22 protein-coding genes and 2 pseudogenes are annotated in these 22,548 nt (G+C 62.3%); 12 read left to right on the forward strand and 12 right to left on the reverse strand.

The window, feature by feature from the left end; genetic code table 11:
• On the forward strand, positions 1–234 hold a 234-nt coding region (locus QW863_RS35485; RefSeq protein ID WP_315718578.1), incomplete at its 5' end, for a hypothetical protein.
• A gap of 91 nt (positions 235–325) precedes the next feature.
• Here the strand turns inward: QW863_RS35485 and tnpC are convergent.
• The 7 genes and pseudogenes from tnpC to QW863_RS35520 all read right to left on the reverse strand — a co-directional run.
• Positions 326–1,321, reverse strand: a pseudogene (gene tnpC / locus QW863_RS35490) (IS66 family transposase); the annotation flags it as partial.
• 41 nt (positions 1,322–1,362) lie between these two features.
• Positions 1,363–1,713 (reverse strand): IS66 family insertion sequence element accessory protein TnpB, encoded by a 351-nt coding sequence (tnpB, locus tag QW863_RS35495; RefSeq protein ID WP_315718580.1) that lies wholly within the window; start codon positions 1,711–1,713, stop codon positions 1,363–1,365.
• The gene (tnpA, locus tag QW863_RS35500) at positions 1,710–2,075 is read right to left on the reverse strand and encodes an IS66-like element accessory protein TnpA (protein ID WP_315718581.1); all 366 of its coding nucleotides are present in this window, start codon (positions 2,073–2,075) and stop codon (positions 1,710–1,712) included. The genes tnpB and tnpA overlap by 4 nt, the downstream gene beginning before the upstream one ends.
• Positions 2,076–2,324: 249 nt before the next feature.
• Positions 2,325–3,287 (reverse strand): peptidyl-alpha-hydroxyglycine alpha-amidating lyase family protein, encoded by a 963-nt coding sequence (locus QW863_RS35505; RefSeq protein ID WP_172179944.1) that lies wholly within the window; start codon positions 3,285–3,287, stop codon positions 2,325–2,327.
• A gap of 35 nt (positions 3,288–3,322) precedes the next feature.
• Positions 3,323–4,156 carry an SDR family NAD(P)-dependent oxidoreductase gene (locus QW863_RS35510; RefSeq protein ID WP_172179946.1) on the reverse strand — a complete coding sequence of 278 codons (834 nt, stop codon included), beginning with the start codon at positions 4,154–4,156 and terminating at the stop codon, positions 3,323–3,325.
• Positions 4,153–4,911: an SDR family NAD(P)-dependent oxidoreductase gene (locus QW863_RS35515; protein WP_315718582.1), complete on the reverse strand. Its 759-nt coding sequence runs from the start codon at positions 4,909–4,911 to the stop codon at positions 4,153–4,155. The genes QW863_RS35510 and QW863_RS35515 overlap by 4 nt, the downstream gene beginning before the upstream one ends.
• The gene (locus tag QW863_RS35520) at positions 4,908–6,140 is read right to left on the reverse strand and encodes an enolase C-terminal domain-like protein (protein WP_315718583.1); all 1,233 of its coding nucleotides are present in this window, start codon (positions 6,138–6,140) and stop codon (positions 4,908–4,910) included. Before QW863_RS35520 ends, QW863_RS35515 begins: the two co-directional genes overlap by 4 nt.
• A 181-nt stretch (positions 6,141–6,321) precedes the next feature.
• Between QW863_RS35520 and QW863_RS35525 the strand changes: the two genes are divergently transcribed.
• From QW863_RS35525 to QW863_RS35550, 6 genes are read left to right on the forward strand one after another with little or no spacing between them, the layout of a single operon-like run.
• Positions 6,322–8,091 (forward strand): GH3 auxin-responsive promoter family protein, encoded by a 1,770-nt coding sequence (locus QW863_RS35525; protein WP_315718584.1) that lies wholly within the window; start codon positions 6,322–6,324, stop codon positions 8,089–8,091.
• A gap of 27 nt (positions 8,092–8,118) precedes the next feature.
• Positions 8,119–9,201, forward strand: a complete 1,083-nt coding sequence (locus tag QW863_RS35530; RefSeq protein ID WP_315718585.1) for a phytanoyl-CoA dioxygenase family protein — start codon at positions 8,119–8,121, stop codon at positions 9,199–9,201.
• A 10-nt stretch (positions 9,202–9,211) separates the two neighbouring features.
• Positions 9,212–10,048, forward strand: a complete 837-nt coding sequence (locus QW863_RS35535) for an alpha/beta hydrolase (RefSeq protein WP_315718586.1) — start codon at positions 9,212–9,214, stop codon at positions 10,046–10,048.
• Entirely contained in the window at positions 10,045–11,043 is a 999-nt protein-coding gene (locus QW863_RS35540) for an NAD(P)-dependent oxidoreductase (protein WP_315718587.1), read from the forward strand. The genes QW863_RS35535 and QW863_RS35540 overlap by 4 nt, the downstream gene beginning before the upstream one ends.
• The gene (locus QW863_RS35545; protein ID WP_315718588.1) at positions 11,024–12,154 is read left to right on the forward strand and encodes a 2-hydroxyacid dehydrogenase; all 1,131 of its coding nucleotides are present in this window, start codon (positions 11,024–11,026) and stop codon (positions 12,152–12,154) included. Before QW863_RS35540 ends, QW863_RS35545 begins: the two co-directional genes overlap by 20 nt.
• Before the next feature lie 5 nt (positions 12,155–12,159).
• The gene (locus QW863_RS35550) at positions 12,160–13,176 is read left to right on the forward strand and encodes a quinone oxidoreductase (protein ID WP_315718597.1); all 1,017 of its coding nucleotides are present in this window, start codon (positions 12,160–12,162) and stop codon (positions 13,174–13,176) included.
• Between the two features lie 33 nt (positions 13,177–13,209).
• Here the strand turns inward: QW863_RS35550 and QW863_RS35555 are convergent, their stop codons facing one another.
• Positions 13,210–14,220 (reverse strand): DMT family transporter, encoded by a 1,011-nt coding sequence (locus QW863_RS35555; RefSeq protein WP_315718589.1) that lies wholly within the window; start codon positions 14,218–14,220, stop codon positions 13,210–13,212.
• A gap of 288 nt (positions 14,221–14,508) precedes the next feature.
• Here QW863_RS35555 and QW863_RS35560 point away from each other — a divergent pair, with 288 nt between their 5' ends.
• Positions 14,509–15,486: a LysR family transcriptional regulator gene (locus QW863_RS35560; RefSeq protein ID WP_315718590.1), complete on the forward strand. Its 978-nt coding sequence runs from the start codon at positions 14,509–14,511 to the stop codon at positions 15,484–15,486.
• 13 nt (positions 15,487–15,499) lie between these two features.
• Here QW863_RS35560 and QW863_RS35565 read toward each other — a convergent pair whose 3' ends face one another.
• Together QW863_RS35565 and QW863_RS35570 are read right to left on the reverse strand one after the other, a co-directional pair.
• Complete coding sequence (locus QW863_RS35565) at positions 15,500–16,705, reverse strand: MFS transporter (protein WP_315718591.1); 1,206 nt, start codon at positions 16,703–16,705, stop codon at positions 15,500–15,502.
• 30 nt (positions 16,706–16,735) lie between these two features.
• Positions 16,736–17,122, reverse strand: coding sequence for an ectoine synthase (locus QW863_RS35570; protein WP_315718592.1), 387 nt, complete (start codon positions 17,120–17,122; stop codon positions 16,736–16,738).
• Positions 17,123–17,227: 105 nt separating this feature from the next.
• Between QW863_RS35570 and QW863_RS35575 the strand changes: the two genes are divergently transcribed.
• Genes QW863_RS35575 through QW863_RS35585 form a run of 3 tightly spaced genes read left to right on the forward strand, consistent with a single transcriptional unit; the run spans position 17,228 to position 20,936 of the window.
• Positions 17,228–18,715 carry a class I adenylate-forming enzyme family protein gene (locus QW863_RS35575; protein WP_315718593.1) on the forward strand — a complete coding sequence of 496 codons (1,488 nt, stop codon included), beginning with the start codon at positions 17,228–17,230 and terminating at the stop codon, positions 18,713–18,715.
• Positions 18,716–18,766: 51 nt separating this feature from the next.
• Positions 18,767–19,768 (forward strand): hypothetical protein, encoded by a 1,002-nt coding sequence (locus QW863_RS35580; protein ID WP_315718594.1) that lies wholly within the window; start codon positions 18,767–18,769, stop codon positions 19,766–19,768.
• On the forward strand, positions 19,761–20,936 hold the full coding sequence (locus QW863_RS35585) for an acyl-CoA dehydrogenase family protein (RefSeq protein ID WP_315718595.1): 1,176 nt from the start codon (positions 19,761–19,763) through the stop codon (positions 20,934–20,936). Before QW863_RS35580 ends, QW863_RS35585 begins: the two co-directional genes overlap by 8 nt.
• 27 nt (positions 20,937–20,963) lie before the next feature.
• On the opposite strand, the gene gcvA is transcribed toward QW863_RS35585, so the two are convergent.
• A complete protein-coding gene (gene gcvA / locus QW863_RS35590) occupies positions 20,964–21,902 on the reverse strand; it encodes a transcriptional regulator GcvA (protein ID WP_315718596.1) in 939 nt (312 codons plus the stop codon).
• 282 nt (positions 21,903–22,184) lie between these two features.
• Between gcvA and QW863_RS35595 the strand changes: the two genes are divergently transcribed.
• Entirely contained in the window at positions 22,185–22,424 is a 240-nt protein-coding gene (locus tag QW863_RS35595) for a hypothetical protein (RefSeq protein WP_315718598.1), read from the forward strand.
• A gap of 1 nt (position 22,425) precedes the next feature.
• Here the strand turns inward: QW863_RS35595 and QW863_RS35600 are convergent.
• Positions 22,426–22,548: pseudogene (locus QW863_RS35600) on the reverse strand (IS481 family transposase); the annotation flags it as partial.

Here is a 22,548-nt window from a genome sequence, read left to right on the forward strand (position 1 = left end):
ATAATATCAAGCAGAGGAGACGATCATGTCGGAGCAGAAGGCGGAGAAGCGCCCGATTACTCCCGGCAAGATAAAAGTGGCTCGCCGGTTGAACACCAAGCCCTTGATATGGCTTGGGTTCAACCGTGCCGTTCGGTCGAGCTGAGTGCCGCAATCGAGCTTTTTGTCAGCAAAGTCAAAGGCGATTTCGGCACTGATCGTAGTCTAGCGAACTCCGGCGAAGAACTCGGTTGAGCTACGCGACGAGTGCAGGATCTGCGACTCGGAGTGTGGGTTGACCGATCAATCGTGTTGCGCCGTCGTATCTCGGAGCCTTGGCCGATGCAGCCTGCATCAGCCCGGCATAGCCGGCAAGATGCGTCTCGGGATGTGCGCCGGTACGGTAGAATACAGCTGCTGGCGGCGCGTGCCCGGCAAAGGGACGATCGTCGCGGACATAGGTCCACACCCAGCCGGTGCGCGTCTTGTCCTTGGCGAGAACTGGCACCGTGGTGTCGTCGGCATGGATGCGCTCACCTGCGAGCAGGTGCACCTTGATCGCATCGACCAGCGGCATCAAGGTCGCAGCCGCTGCACCGAGCCAGTCGGCGAGCGTGGAGACGTCGAGCGCCACACCCTCATGCGCAAAGGTCGTGCTCTGTCGGGTGAGCGGCAGGTGCGGCCCGTATTTGGCGAACAGGATGTGCGCCAGCAGGCGCAGTCCCGCGCGTCCGCGCGCGATCGGATGGAACGGTGCCGGCGGCTGCGTGATCGCCTCGCAGGCGCGGCAGGAGAACTTCTCACGGACATGCTGGATCACCTTCCACTGCCGTGGCACGAGCTCCAGCGTCTCGCTCACGTCCTCGCGGATCTTGCGCAGCCTGTCGCCGCCGCAGCACGGGCAATAGGCCGGCGCAGGATGCACGATGCGCTCGCGCGGCAAGTGCTCGGGCAACGGCCGCCGTGCCGGGCGCCGCCGCTCGAACGGACGTACGTCGACCCTCTCGGCCTTGGCCCGCTCGGCTGCCATCTGCGCCGCAGCCTCATCCTCGGCCTCCTCGAGATCGGCGAGTTCGAGCTCGAGCTGCTCGAGCACCGACGCGCGCTCCGACGACGGCCCGTACTGCTCGTGCCTGAGCTTGGCGATCGTGAACTTCATCTGCTCGATCAGCAGCGCCCGGGCACGGACCTCGGCTTCCAGATTGCACGCCTTGGCTTCTGCCGCGAGTTGGGCCGTCGTCGCCTCGGTGAGCGCGGCCTGGCCAGCGAGCACCAGCGCCTTCAGCGTCGCGACATCATCGGGGAGTGAATCGGCTGTGATCATCGCAGGAGATGGAATCACAGCTCCGTCCTGCGTGCATCAGCCTCGTCACGTTCAAGCGCTCAGCCAACGGCTTCCGGCCGCCACGTCCGCTGCGGATGACGCCAGTCGATACCTTCGAGCAGATAGCCGAGCTGTGCCGGCGTGATCGCCACCGCTCCATCCACGGGCTGTGGCCAGATGAATCGGCCGCGCTCCAGCCGCTTGGCGAACAGGCACATGCCCTGGCCGTCGTGCCACAGCATCTTGATCAGCCCGCCGCTGCGGCCACGGAACACGAACAGATGGCCGCCATGCGGATCGCGATTCAGCGTCTCCTGGACCAGCAGCGCAAGACCGTCGAAGCCCTTGCGCATGTCGGTATGGCCGGTCGCCAGCCAGACCTGGGTGCCGGAGAGGATCGGGATCGTCATCGCGAGCCCGCCCGAAGCGCCGCGATCACCGCCGTCACCGTCGCGGCATCCGCCGCGCCGCTGATCCGGATCTTCGCCTCCGCCCCGATCTCGACCTCGATCAGCCCCTGCGTACGGGCAGCCGGCGCGTGCGGATCGGCAGTGATCGTCACGGCGGCAAAGCCGGGCGGCGGCGTCTCCTTCCCGCACAGCTGCTGGCGCCAGCGGAACACTTGGCTGGAATGCACCCCGAACGCTCGCGCCACTCGTAGGATCGTCGCGCCCGGCTGAAGCGCTGCAGCAACGACACGCTCCTTGTCGGCCCGCGACCAATGCCGCCGTCGCCGCTCCGACGTGATCACTTCCACTTCCGCTTTGGCCATAGGACTAGTTCCAGGACTAGTCCTATGGCTTCAACAAGCGTCAGCTCCGGCGCAAGGCGGCCGTCGCCGGGGACTCACGATGAACTCACAGATTCAAATGCGGAGACGTGCCCCTTCGCAGACAGCCGGCACCTTGACCTGAGTTGCCGGCAGCGGCTGATATCGCCCATCTGTGCGGAGCGCGCTTGTTTGCCAACCGGCAAAATAGCCGCTGTGCCTCAATGGAGGAGAAAACTGCACGCATTCCAGCTAAGAGGAAAGCTTGGTCAGCTTCTGCAGGCAGCGCAGCTCCCGCGGCGGCTCGAGTGGCGGCTTGATGGACGGCCAGACCGCATTCGACACCTCGGCAACGTAGATGTCTCCGTGAGAATCGACCGCAACACCATGCGGTGCGATGAACTGACCGGGCGCTTCGCCGGCATGCAAATGGCCGAGCCGGACGACAGTCCCGCCACGGTTGTCGACGATGGTCACGCGGGGTCCGAGATTCGGAGCATTCTTGTTGACAGGAAGCGAGGGGCCGAGCTCACCAACGTAGCAGAGCTGCTTCTTTCCCGGCGGCATGTAAAGTCCGCATGGACGATGGAGATTGTTCCATTGAGTCTCGTAGCGACCGTTCGCATCGAACACTTGGATTCGGTGATTCTCCCGATCCGCAACATAGACCCATCCCTCCGCGTCGCAGCAGATGTTGTGCACGATGTTGAACTGACCCGGGTCGCTGCCGGATTCTCCCCATGACATGAGGTGTTTCCCCGATGGCGAGAACTTGTGGCAGCATGCGTTGCCGTAGCCGTCGGACACGTAGATGTCGCCGTTCGGCGAGTGAGCCGTGTGCGTACAACGATGGAACGGCTCTCCACTCATGTAAGGGGACGGCCGCATCGGAATTCCGATCGTGAGCATAACCTTCCCATCCAACGTGCACTGTCTGATGGTATGATCGCCGTCGTCGGTCAGGAAAATCGTGTCGTCCGGTCCCATGTGCAGCCCATGCGGACGCGAGAACAGGCCTTCACCCCAGGACCGGAGAAACCGGCCGTCCTGATCATAGACGATCACGGGATGCGCGCCGCGGTTGAAGACGTAGACGTGATCCTTCTGGTCGACGCCGACCGCGGCTACGTCGCCATAAGACCAGCCGTCCGGCAGTTCGCCCCACCCCTCGGTGACCATGTAGCGGAAATCGCCGCTGCCCAGGATGACTGACATTCGGTGCTTCCTCCATTGATATGCGTTCCCGGCTGCTATTTGCGTTCGGCCACCAAGGCCTGGCCGGCCGTTACGCCGCCATCGACCACCACGGTCTGCCCTGTCACATAGGAAGCCATGGGAGAGCAGAGCCAGAGAACAGCCTGTGCGATCTCGTCCGGTTGTCCGATCCGGCCGAGTGGCGCGCGTGATCCGCGAGCGCTCAGTTGCTCCTCGGTCGGGTAGATGCTCCTGAGCATCGGCGTGTCCGTGCTGCCAGGGCTCACTGCGTTGACCCGAATGCCGCGGCGCGCGTATTGAAGTGCGGCCGACTTGCTGAGGCCGATGACGCCATGTTTGGTTGCGCTGTAAATGGCACTCTGGGCGTGTCCGATATGCCCCGCGACCGATGCGCAATTGACGATCGCGCCACCGCCTGACTCCAGCATCGCGCGAATCTCATGCTTGGTGCAAAGCCATGTTCCGCGCAGATTGGTCCCGACGACCTGATCGAAATTGTCGCTATCGTCCTCGTGCAGCGGAACGAAATTGCCGAACGTGCCTGCGTTGTTGAACGCAGCGTCCAGCCGACCAAACCGGCGGACGGTCATGTCGACGAGACGCGCGACGCTCTGCTCGTCTCGCACGTCGGTCGGCACGATCATCGTTTGATCTGGCGGTAGCGCGGCCAACGCCTGTTCGCAGGAGCCGGTCTGCCGTCCCGCCAGGACGACACGAGCTCCGCAGGCCGCGAATGCCAGCGCGGCGGCGCGGCCGATGCCTTGGCTGGCGCCGGTGACGATGATGACCTTGCCGCCCAACCCGTAGTCCGCTGATGGGCCGGCGACCCGCTCGGCCGTCGTCGTTCGTTCCGTGGTCGTCCAGTTCATATGAACAGCCCCCCATTGATGTCGATCACCGTCCCGGTGGTGTAACCCGCCTCATGCGAACACAGATGGATCACAACGGCAGCTGCCTCGTCCACAGTGCCCAGTCGCCCGATCGGAATGCGTTCGGTCATCGCTCGCCGCCGTTCAGGGCTATGCTTCGCCCAGGCTGCCTGGATGCGGTCGGTGGCGATCGGGCCGTGCGCGACTGCATTGACGCAGACGCCGTCGGGGGCAAGCTCATAGGCCGTTTGCTTGGTGAGCCCGATGACGGCCGCCTTTGCCGCGACATAGGCGGCGTTGCTGAAGTAGGAGTAGGTGCGGCCGGCGATCGATGCAAAGTTGACGATGCGACCCCACCGTCGCTGACGCATCGCTGGCGCACATAGACGCGTCATGGTGAAGGCGCTCGTCAGATTGTGTCTCATCGAGGTCTCCAGGTACGTTTCATCGAGGTCCGCAAGCAGGATGGAGTTCGCATCTCCTCCGACGGCATTCACGAGGATGTCCGGACGCTGTGCGTCCGAGAGACATTGGATGGCGTCGCTGACGGCTGCGATATCGGTGACGTCGATCGGCAGGCACGCGGCACGGTGATCGCCGATTTGACGGCGAATGGAGTTGAGTGCGGTCGTGTCCTTGTCGACCAGCAGGAGCCGCGCTCCCGCATCTGCAAGGCGGCGCGCGACCTCTGCGCCGATGCCGGCGCCCGCACCGGTGACCAGGGCCATTTTGTGTTCGATCAACGATGTCGTCATCCCCGAGCCTCAGCGTTCCAAGTTGTGACGCGCCGTTCTGCCTCGACGAGAGCGGAACGAGGTGTTGTCGCGACATGCGAAAAGGCGTGCCTTGCGTGCGCCCACAACGCCGGTCCCGGAACGAGACCGTGTCCGTGGCCATACAGTGGCGGCGCAAGATAGGTTTTGCGATCGATCGGGAAGGGTGGGATCGTCGTGTCGCGAGGAAACCATTCGTCTGCGCGCCCAACCTCGCACGCGCTGGCGTTGCGTAGCGATGTCGCGAGCGCGCGTCCCGCGGCCCAGAGCGGACCATGTTCGCCAACCTGGACGCCGATCTGATAGCCGAGGCCGGAATGAAACGCCGTATCGGCCAGGCCTGCCGCTCGAAGTGGGCCACCACATTTCGACACGCGGATATTGACGAGGTCGCAGGCGCGCTGGTCGATCGCCGTGGCGAGATCGTTCTCGTCCACGAATGATTCATCCAGCATCAAAGGGATCCCAGCCTCTTCGCGCAATTGCCGGAGGCCCGCCCAGTCCCTGGGCCGCAGCGGTTCCTCGAGCCATGCCACGCCATGACCCTGCAACTGCCGGCAGGCGGCAATCGCCTGTGGCAGGGTCCAAGCCGCGTTCACATCCACCGAAAGCGAGATCGATGGCGCAATCAGGTCGCGAAACCGTCTCACGCGTTCCACTGCCTGATCGCCATCCGCTCCGACTTTCAGCTTGACGTGCTTGATGCCGTTCGCGAGCGCGAACTCGCGCGCGACCATCTCCTCCGGAGAGGTCGAGAGGTCGACGACCAGAGCGGCTGAAACGGCGCAAGGCACGGGTCGTAACATGTCTTCGCCGAGGCCCGCGGCGTGCAATGCAGAAGCCATCGGTCGGCCGTGGAGTCGGCAGGCCACGTCGAGAAGGGCGGTCTCCAAGGCGCAGGCTGCAGCGGGCGACAGCCGACCACCGACGGATAGCATCTTCGGCAGCGCCAGAGCCTTCAGGCTTGCGACGACGGTCTGAAGCGAACGCCAGTCGATCTGCGCATCGAGTTCGTTCAATGCGCAAGAGGCGAGGGCCTTCAGAACGGTCGCGGTGGTTTCGCCAGTGACATAGGGACGAGGAGCTGCTTCGCCATAGCCGGTTACGCCATCGACGTCGACGCAGACAAGAATGCCGTCGCTCTCGTGGCGTGCCATGGTTGCATGAACGAATGCCCGGCGCATCGGCATCGCAATCGCGTAGACGTCCATCAACTGTATCATTGCATCCGTCCGATCCGCTGAGACCAGGACATTGCCAAATTCCGAAACGAAGGTCGTTTTAGAATTTCTGGAACCGCGACAGGAAATCTAAATTGACGCTTTGCGCGAGCCGTCAGTATCAATCCCAGCGAGACGTCGATGATCTACAAATGAAAATAGGTCGGACATCATGCAGGACCTCTCCACAGAACAGAGTCGTGTTTCCCGCATCCAGCATGGTGGAACGGCCGCCGTCCGAACGACGAGCGTCGGAGGTGCCGCCGACGACGTGAGCCGCATGGCCCGCTTTTGCGCACAGAGTGAGGCGGCGCTCGATCGTCAGCGCCTGATCTGTCAATCTCCGCATGCGACCGTTGGGACCGTCTTCCACGATGTGTTGCGCGAACTGACTGGAACGGCATTCGAGCGGGAGCACGCGCTCGCAGGTGTGTGCAGCTTCAATGAGTTCAGGCGGGCGGTGCCGATCCGCAGTTACGGCCAGCTCAGGGGGTATATCGATCGACAGCTTTCCCGAGAGCGAAAGGTACTTACGCGGGACGATCCCTATGCGTTCCTGAAGACGTCAGGAACCACCGGCCAAGAAAAGCTGGTTCCGACGACACGGCATTGGCGGCTCGCCTATCGCGGACCGGCGCTCTACGCGCAATGGGGCCTCTATTTCAGGATGCTCCGGTTGGATACGCCGAAGGTCGAGAACGTACTGGATCTGTCATGGGAGCCGCAGACCGCGAGGCAGAGCATTCAGGGATTTCCCGTCTACAGCATTACGCAGCGGCCGGAGCCGCTCGGGGAATCCGACTGGTTGCCGCCATGGTACGGCGCGCCCTGGTTCTCATGCGAGAGCGACCCAGACGGGTATGCCGAGCGGCTCTATCAGCGGCTGCGCATGCAGGCATTCTGTGACGTGCGTCTGATCGTTTCGGTGAACCCGAGCAAGATTATCATGTTGGCAGAGACGTTGCGCCAATTCGCAACGCAGCTGATCCGTGACGTCAGGGGCAGCGCCTCTGCTGCGGGCGGTCAGGACCTCGCGCGACGCCTGGAAGGGCAGCTCAAATTGCGCGGCGGTGAATTGCTTCTCTCGGATCTCTGGCCCAATCTGTCGCTCATCGTCTGCTGGAACAGCGCGTCGGCGCAACTCTACGAGAATTGGCTCGATCGCCTGATCCCCGATGCCACGCGGCTTCCCTTCAGCACGACGGGCACCGAAGGCATCGTTACGCTCCCGGTCGACATGCACCGCAGTGCCGGCCCTCTCGCGGTGACCCAGGGTCTCTACGAGTTCGTTCCGGTCGACGATATTTTGGAGAACGTCGCTCCGTCGGAAAGTGCCGGAACGCTGACTTTCGAGGAACTGGAGGTCGGGTGCTGCTACAGGCTCGTGATGACCCAGGCCAACGGTCTCTATCGGTATGACGTCGGCGACGTGTATCGCGTTGTGGGCTGGGTTGGGGCGGTGCCGAGGCTCGAATTCGTCGGAAGAAGCGGCGCATGTAGTTCGTTCACCGGCGAAAAGCTGACCGAAGCTGATGTGTTCTCGGCGGTGTCGCGTACGATCGAATCTGGGTCGGCCGAGACGCCGAACTTCTGCTGCTTCCCGGTCTGGGGCACGCCGCCTCACTACGCTGTCGCGCTCGAGTGGTCGCCGAAGCTCGAGCTCATGCAAGCGACACTGGCAACGCGCATCGATGCAGCGCTCAGTAGCGTCAATCTGGAATATGGCGACAAGTTGTCCAGCGGCCGGCTGGCGCCGTTGACGATAGTCAAGCTGGTCCCCGGCGCCTTCGCGAGGCTTGCCGAGCACAAGATCAGCGGTGGAGTGGCTTCGGCGCAGGTCAAGCATCATTGGCTTCAGCGCGACGCCTCGGGGCTGAAGATCCTTCGCGATATTGGCATGCTGCTCGACGGGGCAGGCTCGTTCATCCCGTCATCGACGTGAATCGATCCATAGATGGAGTTGGCCACGATGACCGTATCAGGTTCGCGCACGCCTGCGCTAGACGCAGCCGACGTCGCTCGCTTCCAGGAGCAGGGATATCTGGTTGTCCGAGGTGTTCTGGATGAGGCAGATTTCGTTCCCGTGAGACGTGAGTACGACGAGCTGCTGCGGGAGCGGGTCAGGACGTGGCGTGCAAAGGGACTGTTCTCGGGCGGTGAGGATCATAGCGGGCTGCCGTTCCAGGAGCACCTCAGGCGGCTGGTCGAGCTTCCGGGATTTCCGCTTACGCTGCTTGCCGAGCTCGATATCACGTTGCCGCACATGCCGTTCTCGTTCATCCAGGATGACAGCGAGTTTCATGTCGGCCCCGGCGTGTTGTCGCTACTCCAGAATCCGAAGGTGCTGGATATCGTCGAGTGCATTCTCGGATCCGAGATCAACGCAAGCCCGAATCAGCATTGCCGGATCAAGCTGCCGGCGCGAGAGGTCCAGCAGTTCGGCGGCCGGAAGGGCGAGACGATCTACGCGCCGACCCTCTGGCACCAGGACGCGATGGGCCAGCTCCCGCAGTCAAACGAAACGACCGTGCTGACGGTCTGGATTCCGACGACCGACGTCGACGAGGAAAACGGATGCTTGGCTGTCGTGGGGGGCGAACACAATGACGACGCGTTGCTGCCTTGGCCGATGGACGCCGCGCTGATCGATCGTCTTGAGAAGAACAGCATCCCGTTGCCAGTCAAGTTCGGTGATATCGTGCTGTTGCACAAGAAGGCGCCGCATGGCTCCAGGTTGAACAAGACGGCACAGGTGCGCTGGAGCTTCGACTTCCGCTACTACCCGGCGCATCAACCGACCGATCGGCCGTGGTTCCCGAACATCCGCGTACGCAGCAAGGCAGACCCCGGTTCTGCCGTGGTCGATGCAGGAGCATGGCGGAAATCCTGGGAGGATGCCCGCGCGATGCTTGCGGGTCAGAAGCTGCCGTTGCCAGGGCGGCGTGAGTTCGCACAGGTCGTCGCGGACGGAATGATTCGGCGGTGGGAGGCCGGCGAATATCCGAGCTTTCCAGTGAAGGACGTTGCCGCAGCTTCGACTCCCGCAGCCTGAGGCGTCTGAGATGGAGGGGACGGCGATCAAGTGGATACGGGCGGTGGATGGCACTGAGCTTGCCCTACATTACTGGGCGCCTGCCGAGCCCCGAGCTGCCCTGTTCTACATCCACGGCATCCAGAGCCATGCCGGATGGTTGTTCGAGACCGGGCCGCAACTGGCGGCCAGGGACGTGGCAGTTGTCGCGCTGGACCGTCGCGGATCGGGACGGAGTGGCGGCGAGCGTGGTCACGTCGCCACGCTCGAGCTTCTGCTGTCGGACTATCTGATGGGTATAAAGGCCGCGCGGGAAGTGGTGCCGGATGCGCCGCTGGCGATGCTGGGCCAGAGCCTGGGCGGCAGCGTTCTCGCAGGATTATGCACCAGTGGGCAGTTGCGCGCGGAGGCATTGATTTTCTGCGCGCCTGCGCTGGGGCAGCAGCGGGCTCGCCATGATCCGGAGAAGCTCGGCCGCTTCCGCGCGTGCAGAGGCCTTAGCCGATCCGCGGTCACGCTCAAGGACGAGGACTACACGGAGGAGGAGGTCTATCTGCGCTTCATGTCGGCGGATACCCTGATGCTTCGCGAGGTTACGGACAGCACGCGGTCAACGCTGGTGCATCTCGAAGACGCATACGCAGAGACCGGAGCGACGCTAAGAGTGCCCACCTTCCTCGCCGCGCCGGAGTGCGATCCGATCATCGATCTCGCCGTTGCGCGCCGTTGGCTCGGCAAGCTGATCGGGCCCTATCGTGAAACGGTCTTCGCAACGACGCATCACTATATCGAGTTCAGCCGGCAACAGAAGAGCTATTGGGATTGGCTTGCGGCTTGCGCTATTCCAGTCGAGGAGTTGCAGAGATGACCGACGGACGACGTCTTGCCGTATCCGGGTCGCTTCTGCACGATCGCCGCGTCGACATCGCCGTTCCGGATTGCGGCGGCAACCCAGTCATTGAAGCCGCTTTTCGGCGACACCTGGAGGGGCAGGCCAGCGTGTTCATCCATCACGACCGTCCGGAGGACGCCGATGCGCTGGCGCGGCGGATCGCCGACGTGACAACGGTGCTCCTGTTCTTCTCGGCGCGCCCGCTGTCTGCCGGGGTGCTCGAGGCGTCGTCGGCCAAGCGGATTATTGTGGCGGGCCCGATCGGCGCGAGCGTCGATCTCGAAGCCGCCAGACGCAGGAACATGGCGGTCTACGAGACCCCCGGACTGGCGTCGGCCTCGGTTGCCGAATACACGATCGCGCTGGCGCTTGCTCTTGGCAGGCAGATGACGGATGGGTGCCTGGAGCTCAGGTCCGGACGATGGCATGCGACCTTCGGCCGGGGGCTGTTCGGCAAGACGGTCGGTATCGTCGGACTGGGCCGCGTCGGAAGCCGTGTCGCGGACCTGTGTAAGGCGTTCTCCGCGCGGGTTCTCGCCTGGAGCCCGTCGCTAACGGATGGACGAGCCGCGGAGCTTGGTGTCCGGCGAACAGAGCTGGACGAGCTCGCAGCCGGCAGTGACGTGATCAGTCTGCATATGAGACTGAGCCCGACGACGAAAGGCCTGTTCGATGCGCGATTGATTGATCAGATGCGACCCACGGCGTTTCTGATCAACACCGCCCGCGCGGGTCTCGTGGATGGGGAAGCATTGCGGCAGGCGTTGAGCGCGCGTCGGATCGCCGGTGCGGCACTCGACGTTTTTGATGATGAGCCGATCGGACCGGGATCGCCCTGGCTCCAGACCGACAACGTCCTGCTCTCGCCGCACATGGCATGGATGAGCGAGGAGGCGCTGGAGGCATTTGTCGGTGCCGCCGTCGATTTTGCCATTCGTGGAGACGAATCACGTGTCCGTCGTGTTGTCTGAGCCGGCGCAAGCCCGAGTAGCTGGCGTCACGGTGTTCGTTGGGAGCGACCGGGTTCTCGGCGACACCTTGGACCACGCGGCTGTAGCCTTGGGAGCGGCAGGTTGCCATGTTATCCGCGGGCACAGCGAACCGCCGCCACACCGCACGCGCTACGAGCTTCCGACCGCCCGACGATACTTCGAGGCGGTATCTGTGCTCCTGATCAGTTCGCGGACCATCATCGATGCTTCGATGCTCGAGGTCGCGCCGCGGCTACACGGTGTTGTCTTCGCCTCGATAGGCACGGATTCGATCGATCTGCCGGCGGCCACCGACCGTGGCATCATCGTCGCAAACGGCGCGACGGACGAAAACGTCGAAAGCCTGGCAGAAGCGACCGTGATGCTCATTGCGGCTCTCCTGCTGGACCTGCCGCGCAAGCAGCGCCAGTTCGCCTTGCGGTCCGCCCGTGCGCGGGCGGATGACCTGTCGGCGCGCATGGTGTCCGGCAGGACCATCGGGCTGATCGGGTTCGGCCGCATCGCGCGCTCCGTCACGCGACGTCTGTACGGCTGGGGCACCGAGATTCTCGCCTATGACAGACATCCGGATGATACGCCGGTCGCCGGCGTGCGCTTCGTGGAGCTTGACGAATTGCTGGCGCGCAGCGACGTCGTCAGCGTTCACTTGCCGTTGACCGCCGAGACGCGCGGGTTGCTCGGACCCGCGGAGTTCGCGCGGATGAAGCGCGAGGCCTGCATCATCAACACCTCGCGCGGCGGCATCGTCGACGAGGCGGCGCTGGCGCAGGCGCTTTCTGCCGGACGGATCGCCGGCGCGGCCATCGACGTCTTTGAGACGGAGCCTCCCCCTGCAGATCATCCGCTTCGCGGCCTGGAGAATGTCATCCTCACCGAGCATACCGTGGGCTGTACGCGGGAGCTGTTCGCCTCGCTCGCCCCGACGGCGGTTGAGAACGTCATGCGTGTGATCCAGGGGCGGGATCCGCTGCACATCCGCAATCCGGCCGCGCTGCTCCGCTGGCGCGAACGATTTCGGCGCCAGTCGGCGCAGCAGGCCTGGCCTGGCGGCGACACGAATCTGCAGTACGGGACAGGGGAGTACCGATGACCGCGATGCCGTCGAAGATTGCGGGCCGCACCGACGCGCTCGCCGAGGACACGGAGGTCGTCCTCATTCGTCAAACCGGGGGACCGGAGGTGCTCTCGGTGGAGCAGTCGAGGCTCGATCCGCCAGGGCCGGGCCAGGTGAGATTGCGGCAGACCGCCATCGGCCTGAACTATGTCGATACTTACTACCGCACCGGGCTCTACAAGACGCCGCTGCCCAGCGGCATCGGCTTCGAAGCCGCGGGGATCGTCGAATGCCTCGGAGAAGGGGTGGCCGGTCTGCGGCCCGGAGATCGCGTCGTCTACGCGATTGCAAGCCTGGGCGCCTACGCCCGACTGCGCAACGTTCCCGCTGAGCGGCTGGTGAAGGTGCCCGATGACATCACCGATCATCAAGCCGCCGCCATCGCGCTTCAGGGCATGACCGCGCACTATCTGCTTTGGCGCGCCTATTCCGTGCATCCCGGCGACACGATCCTGGTGCACGCCGCCGCCGGCGGTGTCGGTCTCATTCTCTGCCAGTGGGCGGCAAGTGTCGGTGCGACCGTCATTGGAACCGTAGGCACGGAAGAGAAGGCCGAGCTCGCACGCGCCAACGGATGCACCCATACGATCCTGTATCGGAGCGAGAATCTGGTCGAGCGTGTTTGCGATATCACCAAGGGTGCAAAGTTACGCGTCGTCTACGACTCGGTTGGTCGCGATACCTTCGTGAGCTCGATGGATTGCCTTCAGCCGTTCGGGCTGCTGGTCTCGTTCGGCCAATCCTCCGGGGCGATCGGGCCCTTCGAGACGCGAATTCTCGCCGAAAAGGGCTCGCTATATCTGACGCGGCCGACGCTTTGGACGTACATCGCACGTCGCGAGGATCTCGTGGCGTCTGCTGCGGAGCTGATGGCTGCCGTCTCGCGAGGAACCATCAAGCCGAGGATCAGCCAGACCCTTCCCTTGGTGGAGGCGGCCCAGGCGCACCGTGATCTTCACAGCCGCAAGACGGTCGGAAAGACACTTCTCATCCCCTGAGCAGCATGTGCTGCGGCCGTCCTGGATGATCGGCTATTTCTTGTCCATGGCACGGGCCTGGGCGGCAACGATGAGCACGCCGACCACGACCAGCAGGCCGCCGGCCGACTGAATCGGCGACATCCTCTCGTCCAGCCCTAGATATCCTGAAACGACGGTGGCCACAGGACCGAGGGCGCTGATCATCGCGACGCGGCTTGCGCCGATCCGGCGCAGCGCCTCGGCCATCATGAAGACCGGCATCACGGTACTGAACAGCGCCATGCAGAGGGCGAGCAGGTAGACCCGGGTGGGCAGCACGAGCGCGCTCAGCGGGCGGAGTGCCATGAACTGAACGATGCAATACACGCTGGCCGTGGTCGTGGCATAGGCCGTGAAGCGTATCGAACCGAGCCTCGGCACGACTTCGCCGCTTCCAACGAGATAGACCGAGAAACTCACCGCGCTCAGCATGACGAGCAGCGCACCGAGCCAGAAATTTTCACTGCTCTTGTCGAGCTGCCCCGAAAGAACCAGCGCGACACCGATATATGTAATCGCCAGCGCGATCAGCTCGCGCCGGGTAATCGGCTTCCTGAGGACGACCGAGGAGATCACCACCACGATGGTCGGATACACGAACAGGATCAGCCGGCCGACGCCGGCGGCGACATATTGCAGCCCGATCATGTCGAGGAAGCTTGACAGATAGTAGCCGACGAAGCCCAGGGCGGCGAGCGCCATCGCGTCGTGTGCGGTGATTGACGGAAGCGTCCGGCCGCCGGAAGGCCCCCGATACAGGACAACCGCAATGACGAAGAAGGGCAGTGAGAAGATCATTCTCAGGGCCAGCAGCGTCACAGGATCGCTCATGTCCTCATAGGCGAGCTTGACGAATATCGCGCGAAGGGAAAACGCCACCGCCCCGATCGCCGCCAGCGCTACGCCGACAATATTGTGTGTCCTGGACACGGTCGTCGTTGACGCGCCGGGGCCGGGCGCCTCCGGCGCAGGCCCGAGCGGCCGCGAGATTGCGAGGTCATGTCTTTCGGAGATTCCGGCCATAGTCCGTCTCACTGACTCCCAGGTGGCGGCAGGATGATGAGCCCTGCCGGAGAGCGCCAACGCTTTTTAGGCAAGGCACCCTTCGCGTTCGACGAAGGTCCGCCGGCCGCTACGGCGAGACATCGGACATCGAAGATCACTCACGCCCAGGAGGGATTTACGGTCTCCTTCGACCTTGACCGGGGTGTGGTGGGTCAGGCTTACTTACGGTAGTGCCGCGCACTGGCTGCGCGGGGGGGCGGAGATCGTCGGGAGGATCGCTCATGGCCCACGGGAATTGAAGGACTGATGCGACAAATCAACAATCTCATCCGGCGTATCGATCTGACGTCGCTCCAGCTCTTCGTCGCGGTGTGCGAGGAGGGGACGCTGACGCGCGCGGCGTCGCGGGAAAACATTGCCATGAGCGCGGTGAGCAAGCGCCTTGCGGAGCTTGAAGAGGCGCTTGGAACCGACCTCTTTGTCCGGCACTCCAAGGGCATGATGCTGGCTCCCGCCGGGGAATCCCTGCTGCATCACGCGCGATCGATGCTGACGAGCGTCGAGAAGATGGGGGCGGAGCTCGACGAATACCGCATGGGCATCAGGGGCCACATCCGGATGCTCGCGAACGTGTCGGCCATCGTCGAATTCCTCCCTGACGACCTGCCGGCCTTCTTCGCGACCCACAGGCTGGTCAAGATCCACCTTGAGGAAAGACTGAGTGCGGGTGTCGTCAAGGCCGTCGAGGAGGGGTATGCGGAAGTGGGGATCTGTGTGTCCACGACCAACAGCCGTGACCTCTTTGCGCGTCCCTATCGCGTCGACCGGCTTGCGCTGGCGGTGCCGCAAGATCATCCGCTGGCCGATCGGGCATCGATCGATTTCGTGGAAAGCCTGGATTTTGATCATATCGGCTTCCACGCCGACAGCGCGATCTACACCCGTTCGCGCGCGGCAGCCGCCGAGGCTGGAAAGGCGGTCAATCTGCGGATCAACGTACCGAGCTTTGATGCCATTTGTCGGATGGTGCAGTGTGGCCTGGGTGTCGGGTTGATCCCGGATCGGGCGTTCGAAGTGTTGGCTTCAGGCATGGGCATCAAGGCGGTCCAGCTCAGAGATGACTGGGCCTATCGGGAATTGAAGATCGTGACCCGCGATCCTGCCGGGCTCTCGACCGTGACCAAGATGCTCGTTGAGCATCTGGCGCAATCGGGCAGCAAACGCGCGCCTGCGTCAACGGCGGCAGCTTCGGTGTCGGCGCCGAGCCCCCGCCAAGGTCGATGACGCGGCGGGGACATCATCGTTGGTCCAGCTTGACCGTTCGGGCGGACCGGCGAAGCCAGATCGCCGCGACCAGCGGGCCGAGCAGGCCCATGAAGAGAGACAGCGCGACAATGACGGTGCCTGCGCCGTAATGGCCAGCGAACACGCTGACCAGGAGGCCGGCGAGAGGTTGGGACAGGTTGTTCAGCATGATGATGAGGCCCGTCGTCTTGCCGAGATCTTCCCGGGGAATGATCTTCATGCGCAGGCTGCGAATGAAGACACTGAACATCTTGTCGAAACCGACAACGAGAACGAAGCCGAGCGCGTAGACGTGGGCGTGGGAAGCCAGTCCGGAGACGGCACCGCCGGCAAAGATCATCGCATAGCTGATGACGCCCAAGACCTGCAAGGACGCGGGCGCATGCGCGGTGGCGAACAAGATGACCACGGTGGCAATCGCGCCTGCGGCCTGAAGAACGGCGTAATAGGAGTCTGTTTCTCCGTGGACACCGGTCACCATCGCCGCTGACGTTGCGAGGGTCACGCCAATGATGAGGTTGACGGCCGCTGCGAGAAGGACGGTCTCCACCAGGCCCGGTCGTCCGATGACGTGCCGCAGTGCGGTTTTCAGCGGCAGTGTCCAACCGCTTGGCGCCGGCGTCGGTTCGGCCAATGTCGGCCGGACGAATCGCTGCCAGATGATCATGGCGCCGTCAGCCGCCATGAACAGGGCGGTCGTCGAGATCACCACGTATTCCCAGGACCATAGCTTGAGAAGGCCGGCGGCGACCAGCGGCCCGAGCACCATGCCGAGCTGATCGGCAATCTGGGTGTAGGAGGCGACCTTCTCGAACCTGTGCCGATGAAAGACTTGAGGCAGCAAAACCTCGCGCGCCATCAGCCCCTGCGTCGTCAGAACGCCGCAGGCCACAGATATCCCGATCAGCCAGCCGACTCCGCCGAAGCCCGCGTAAGCGGTCATGCCTGCGAAGCAGGCCACGGCACGAAGCTGCTGACTAATGTGCAGCAGCGCCAAAGGGGATTTTCGATCGCACAGCACCCCGCAGATCGGAAACGACAAGTAGCGTGGCAACGTCTCGAGCAGGAATGCCGCTCCCGACCAGGCGACGCTGCCGGTCAACTGGAAAATGACCAGCGGGACCAGAAACAGAAGGATCTGGTCCGCGAGCCGTGAGAGGAAAAGAGAGTAGAAGAAGGCTTGATGCTTCAGTTCCAACGAGCAACCCCAACCAGCTGATGAACCGCCTCAGTAAGACGATCCGCTGTCTGCGTCGAGATTGTGCTGCTCGTGGCCGGCGAGCGGCGGATTGAACACGCTTACCAGCACCAGATCCTGCGTCGGGCCGCCGCGCAGATAGTGTTCGTCATGTTCGTTGAGAACATAGATGCTGCCCGGGCGGAGCCGATACACATTGCCTTGCATGTCCTCGACTTCACCTTCCCCCGCAATGCAATAGCATGCTTCCAGGTGAGATCGGTATTGCAGCCTTGATACTGTACCTGCGCGAACGACGGTGTGGCATACGGCGAAACCCATTTCATCGCTCGCCGTCAATAGCCGGTGGCTCGTGCCATTTCCCCACTCGACGAACCTGCCTGTTTTTTCGACTTCTTCGAGATCGCGTACAAACATGTTTCCTCAGTCATTTTGCACAACACGACGTGTAGCGGAATTCTCCTACCACGAGCTGCGACTCTTTGTTATAAAAACTCATCCAGAGGTTGCGGGAGCTTCAGAGTGTGCCTTTTCCACCACTATATTGAACGCAGTGTTCGAGACTATCCAGAGAAGATCGCGGTGAAGATCGATGGCGCGCGCGCGACCTATCGCGAGCTAGATGATATCGGCAATCAGATCGCCGGTCGCCTCGTGGATGACGGCATCCGTGCTGGAGACAGGATCGCAATCTATGGTGTGATTTCCATTCGTTTGCTCGGTGTTGTTCTCGGCATCTTCAAGGCCGGTGCGGTCCTCGTGGGAGTTCATCACACCTTCGGGCTCCGAAAGCTGATGTTCGAGCTTCGGGACTCCGGTGCTTGTGCGGTGATCACCGATCGGGCGGCCGAATTGCGGGAGCGCCAGCTAGATTATACAATCTATAGTTGTAAAGATGATTTTTCTGCTGCCGTGCCAGAACGCGACTGCTCGTTTTGCCGGGAGGTGCAGGAAGAGGATATTTCAGTCATCTTCTATACGTCGGGCTCGACGTCGCGCCCGAAGGGCGTCGCCGTCAATCACAAGAATATGATCGCTGCGTTCAAATCGGTGACCGGATATCTTGAGAACACATCCGAGGATGTGGTTCTGAGCTATTCGACCTTGGGCTCCGACTACGGCTTCTATAATGTGATGATGCCGCTCATGTTCGGAGGGACCGCGCTCGTCGAGCGGGCGTTGCCGGACGACCCCGATGAGATCATCGATCTCATCGACGCGCACGGCGTGACTGGGCTGCAGGTGTTTCCTCCCTTCATCTTCCACCTGTTAAAGGCGACTGCGCTGGGAAGGCGCGCGCCGAGATCGCTGCGTTATATCTCCACGAGCGGGCAGGCCCTGCCGGTGAAGCATATCCGCCGCTTGCGAAAGGCGTGGCCGAGCGTCCAGATCTTCTCCAACTATGGGCTCACGGAGTGCAAGCGTGTCTCGTTTCTGCCGCCCGACGAGATCGATCAACGGCCGCAGTCGGTCGGCCGGGCCATTCCCGGCGTGCGGACCTATCTGTTTGCCGAGGATCGCTCCCTCGTGATCGAGCCGGGGCAGGTCGGCGAGCTCGGTGTTGCCGGCGATTTGCTGATGCAGAAATATTGGAACATGCCGGAAGAGACCTCTGACCGAATGATTGAGGGGGTGGCCAGTGAAGCTCGGGTGTTCCTGACGGGCGACCTGTTCCGCGTCGATGGCCAGGGGTATCTCTATTACGTCGCAAGGAAGGACGACGCCTTTGCGCGGAGTGGGTTCAAGGTCAATCCGCGAGAGATCGAGCAATTGCTCATAACCCACCCCGCGGTTTCGGAAGCCGCCGTAGTCCCCGTCGCCGACGAAACCGTCGGACATCTCCCCAAGGCATTGATCGTTGCGGAGCAGGCGACGTCCATCACGAGCCACGAACTGCTCGAGTACTGCACGATGCATCTCGATTGGCACATGGTGCCCGCCTTCGTGGAATTCGTACCGGCGCTGCCGCGGACCGCGTCGGGAAAAACCGCGACCCGCGCATTGTCCTGATCCCTATCCTCATCTTCATCCTCGGCCCAGCATCAGTGGAGGTCTTCGGGCATGACCAATCGACCTGCGACCGACGTCGACGCCTATCTTCAGCAATCTTCGATGATCCGATTGGCGCGGCAATTCGAGCAGTTGGCGACCGGAGCGGTACAAGTGCCGCGGCAGCCGGTGCTAACGCGGATCCGCAACTGGATAGCGGATGAGGACGTGCTGGAGTATCACGACCGGCTGGTACCGAAGGCAGGACCACTGTTCTCGCATTTCCTCGCCAGCATTCCAGGCATCCTCGAGGAAATGTCGCGCGTGGGCGTGGCGCTCAGCCGTCTGTCGAGACCTCGGGCCGAAAGCAGCGGTCGGCCCTGCCTGCTTTATGAGATCGATGCCTTCGATGGCTCCAACGCGCGGACGCTTGCCGCGTTTTCCGGCGGCGCCGTCAAGACACTGACTTGTTCTCCGAACAAGGCGAACGAGGAGCATTTTGATCGCTTTGCCGATCCGGCCCTGTCGAGATTCGTTCCGATGTCGTTCCTGAAGCTCGACCAGGACGTACTTCGCACGCTGGTGGACGACGAGGATTTCCACGGCGGCTTTGATTATATCTACGAAACCGCCGCCTTTCAGTTTTACGGCAAAGACCGCGATTTCCAGATCGAGCAGGGCTGTCGCATGCTCAGGAACGATGGGCTGGTCTTCTTTCTCGAAAAGCTCAATCACACCGACCGCCTCGAGTACGAACGACGGGAACGCGTCAAGGACGAACAGCACAAGGCGCATTATTTTACGCTCGAAGAGATCGAGTGGAAACGGCAGCAGATGCTGCTGCGCATGTATGAGGGGGAGGTTCTCCTCGACGAGCTCGTGAGCTCGATTGGACGACACTTCTCGCACTGCTATCTGTTGTGGAATAGCACGAATTTCTACGAGTTCGTCGCCTCGAACGACGGGCAGCGCATCGAGGAGTTCGTCCGCCTTCTCGGCCCGCCCTTGATTGAAGATCAGTTCGTCTTCGAGCGGCCAATGTTGCGAAAGGTGCTGGAGCGTGCGCATGGATAGGCTGGACGGGACGGTCTATTGGGGAGCGGACCAGCCGTCGCTCGCGACGCTCTATGCGAGCGTCGAGGCGTTGTTGCCACGATGGCACAAACGTGCGGAGGAAGCCCGCAGGCTTGGGAAGCTGCCGCGCGAGTCCGTCGATGAGCTGTTCGACGCCGGATTGCTTCAGCTCGCGATGCCGAAGCGTTTCGGCGGCCTTGAATTGGATTGGCCTGTCCTTGCAGAAGTTGCAAGGCTCGCGGCGCGCGCGTGCCCTTCGACAGCATGGATCGTGGGCCTCGTTGGAGGACACATTCAGATCGTATCGCGATTTCCAGCGGAGGCGTTGAACGCGGTCTTCCGCGGCGGAGCTCGTCAACTTGTCACGACAGGATCGGCGACGGCGGCCGGCGGAATATCGCGGGACGGTGGCGCATATCGGGTCGATGGTCGCTGGCGGCTCGGCTCCGGTGTGGACTATGCGACATGGGTGATCGTGTCCGGCTCATGCCTGCATCCGTCTCGACGCGACGCCCGGACGGTTATGGCGCTGCTGCCAGCCATCGACATCGAGATCGGCGATGATTGGCAGGCCATCGGAATGGCAGGGACCGGGTCGCGCGACATCATTATCCGCGATCGTTCGCTTTCAGAAAGCTGGGCGCAGCCGCTGGACAATGTTCTCGGGCGTTCGGCGGAACGCGGCGGTCACTACTTGCAGTCGGTTTCTCTTATTCCCTATCTGACCAGCGTGATCGTCGGTCCTCTGCTCGGCTGTGCGGAGGGAGCGGTGGCGGCGGGACTTGCGATCATGCGAGAGCGGCATGGACGGCAGCCAAACGGGAACCAATGGGCGTCTGCCATGCGCGCCGGCGAGATCATCGCCGATATCGAATGCGCACGGCTTTTGTATCGCAGCATTTTATCGAGACTGCATGAGGCGGGCTGCAACGGCCGCGATCTCTCCGATAGAGACTACGCAGCGATCAAGCGCGACCGGGCCAGGCTGACCCGCTCATGCATGAACGCCGTGCAACAGCTGATGTCCCAGCTTGGAACTTCCGTCATCGCGCAGACGCACCCGGTGCAGCGCCACTGGTGCGATCTCCAGGTCATGGCTGCACACATGGATGTGAATTGGGATCGCGCGATGGCGGACTACGGCACGGCTCTCCTTGTGCAGCTCTGAAAACAAGTGATTGAATAGCGCGTTGACCTAGGGATGGGATCGCCGGATGTATTTCTTGATCGCCTCCATCGTTTCGATACCTTCATTTACGATCCAGTCGCGAAAGCGTGCGATCTCGGGGCGCCGCGCGGCGGTGTCCTGACAGACCAGATAGTAGGACATTGGATTCGAGAGGCGCGCCGCAAATGGCGCCATCAGTCGTCCTGATGCGAGTGCAGAGATGACCAGCGGCGTTCGGCCGATGGCAAGTCCCAACCCATATTCGGCCATCTCGAGCGCGAGCGCAGAATTTTCGCAATGAAATCCTGAAGTGGTATCGAAATCCTCGAGTCCGGCCTCGACCTGCCAAGCTTGCCAGTCCGTCGGCCGAACGATGGTATGGACCAGTGAATGGCGACGAAGCAGGTCTGATCCAGCAGGAAGTGCGGCTTCGCGAAGCAGGGTGGGCGAGCAAACGGGGAACAGCTCTTCGTTCATCACGAACGTCGAATGGAGCCCCGGCCAGGATCCGTAGCCTAGCCGCAAGGCGACATCGATATCCTCTCTCGTAAAATCGACCAGGCGGAACGACGTTGAGACGGCGACGGCGATATCCGGAAACTGTTGCCGAAAGCCGATCAACCTCGGCGCCAGCCATCTCTGTGCGACGGTCGCCAGAAAGCTGGTTCTAAGTTTCAACGCGCTATGCGACGTCAGCCCTGTGACTGCCGACGAAATATCTGAAAATGTTCGGCAAAGTACGGGAAAGAGTTGCTGGCCGTTTTCTGTCAGCTCTACGCCGCGGCCAACGCGGCGGATCAGGCGACGACCAAGTGCGTCTTCCAGAATCTTGAGCTGCTGCGTCACTGCAGCTGGCGTTACGCAGAGCTCGTCGGCTGCTTTCGTGACACTGAGGTTGCGAGCTGCTGCTTCGAAGGCGCGAAGCGCGTTCAACGGGGGGAGGCGAGGGCGCATCTGCCAGACCATTCCGAGAAGGCTCGTCCAAAACTCAACGCAGATCGAAAGCCCGCTGCAGAAACGGGCTCTATTGCTTGGCTCTAGCGATGGGCGCCAGCGTTGACTCACGGTTCAGTTTCCGTTGGAGTCCTTTGTACGGCGAGTGCCCTCACCTTTCAATTGTGTGGTAATAGAATACAATCTTAAGATGGAATCAAGAGTTTCAAGTGAGGTGGCTTCATAAGACGCCAGTTTTGTTTTCGCGAGCTGCGCTGCCGTGGCCGATGCGCCTGTCCATCTGATCAAGGCGTATTGTTTCCTTCCAACAAACATCTGTTTCGGATCGATGCCCTCCGCGGCAAGGGCCGCCGCGGCTTCGAACAAGTGATGGAAGCCGCGGTTGGGGTGCTGGTGGTGTCGACGATTGCGAAGATCCGTCGCGCCTATTTTGTTCATGGTCAACCGGTCAAGGCGATCTGCCGCGAGCTTGGCGTATCGTGCAAAGTAGTACGCGAGGTCATCGGTTCCGAGGTGTTCAGCCCGGAGACATAGCTTACACGTGTTCGGGGACATAGTTGACAGTTTTGGGGTCGCGCAGGTCAATCGCTGCGATCTGATGTGCGGCAAAGAAAATTCCGAACTTTCCGTCGGCACTGAGTGGCCGGATAGCCAGCCG

Source organism: Bradyrhizobium sp. SZCCHNR1017 (genome assembly GCF_032381375.1).
In the GTDB taxonomy this organism is placed as follows: Bacteria; Pseudomonadota; Alphaproteobacteria; order Rhizobiales; family Xanthobacteraceae; genus Bradyrhizobium.

Excerpts from the sequence above, each read along its gene's own strand:
- tnpB (WP_315718580.1), bottom strand. The coding sequence starts at position 1,713 with ATGACGATCCCGATCCTCTCCGGCACCCAGGTCTGGCTGGCGACCGGC.
- tnpA (WP_315718581.1), bottom strand. The coding sequence starts at position 2,075 with ATGGCCAAAGCGGAAGTGGAAGTGATCACGTCGGAGCGGCGACGGCGG.
- QW863_RS35505 (WP_172179944.1), bottom strand. The coding sequence starts at position 3,287 with ATGTCAGTCATCCTGGGCAGCGGCGATTTCCGCTACATGGTCACCGAG.
- QW863_RS35510 (WP_172179946.1), bottom strand. The coding sequence starts at position 4,156 with ATGAACTGGACGACCACGGAACGAACGACGACGGCCGAGCGGGTCGCC.
- QW863_RS35515 (WP_315718582.1), bottom strand. The coding sequence starts at position 4,911 with ATGACGACATCGTTGATCGAACACAAAATGGCCCTGGTCACCGGTGCG.
- QW863_RS35520 (WP_315718583.1), bottom strand. The coding sequence starts at position 6,140 with ATGGACGTCTACGCGATTGCGATGCCGATGCGCCGGGCATTCGTTCAT.
- QW863_RS35525 (WP_315718584.1), top strand. The coding sequence starts at position 6,322 with ATGCAGGACCTCTCCACAGAACAGAGTCGTGTTTCCCGCATCCAGCAT.
- QW863_RS35530 (WP_315718585.1), top strand. The coding sequence starts at position 8,119 with ATGACCGTATCAGGTTCGCGCACGCCTGCGCTAGACGCAGCCGACGTC.
- QW863_RS35535 (WP_315718586.1), top strand. The coding sequence starts at position 9,212 with ATGGAGGGGACGGCGATCAAGTGGATACGGGCGGTGGATGGCACTGAG.
- QW863_RS35540 (WP_315718587.1), top strand. The coding sequence starts at position 10,045 with ATGACCGACGGACGACGTCTTGCCGTATCCGGGTCGCTTCTGCACGAT.
- QW863_RS35550 (WP_315718597.1), top strand. The coding sequence starts at position 12,160 with ATGCCGTCGAAGATTGCGGGCCGCACCGACGCGCTCGCCGAGGACACG.
- QW863_RS35555 (WP_315718589.1), bottom strand. The coding sequence starts at position 14,220 with ATGGCCGGAATCTCCGAAAGACATGACCTCGCAATCTCGCGGCCGCTC.
- QW863_RS35560 (WP_315718590.1), top strand. The coding sequence starts at position 14,509 with ATGCGACAAATCAACAATCTCATCCGGCGTATCGATCTGACGTCGCTC.
- QW863_RS35570 (WP_315718592.1), bottom strand. The coding sequence starts at position 17,122 with ATGTTTGTACGCGATCTCGAAGAAGTCGAAAAAACAGGCAGGTTCGTC.
- QW863_RS35580 (WP_315718594.1), top strand. The coding sequence starts at position 18,767 with ATGACCAATCGACCTGCGACCGACGTCGACGCCTATCTTCAGCAATCT.
- QW863_RS35585 (WP_315718595.1), top strand. The coding sequence starts at position 19,761 with ATGGATAGGCTGGACGGGACGGTCTATTGGGGAGCGGACCAGCCGTCG.
- gcvA (WP_315718596.1), bottom strand. The coding sequence starts at position 21,902 with ATGGTCTGGCAGATGCGCCCTCGCCTCCCCCCGTTGAACGCGCTTCGC.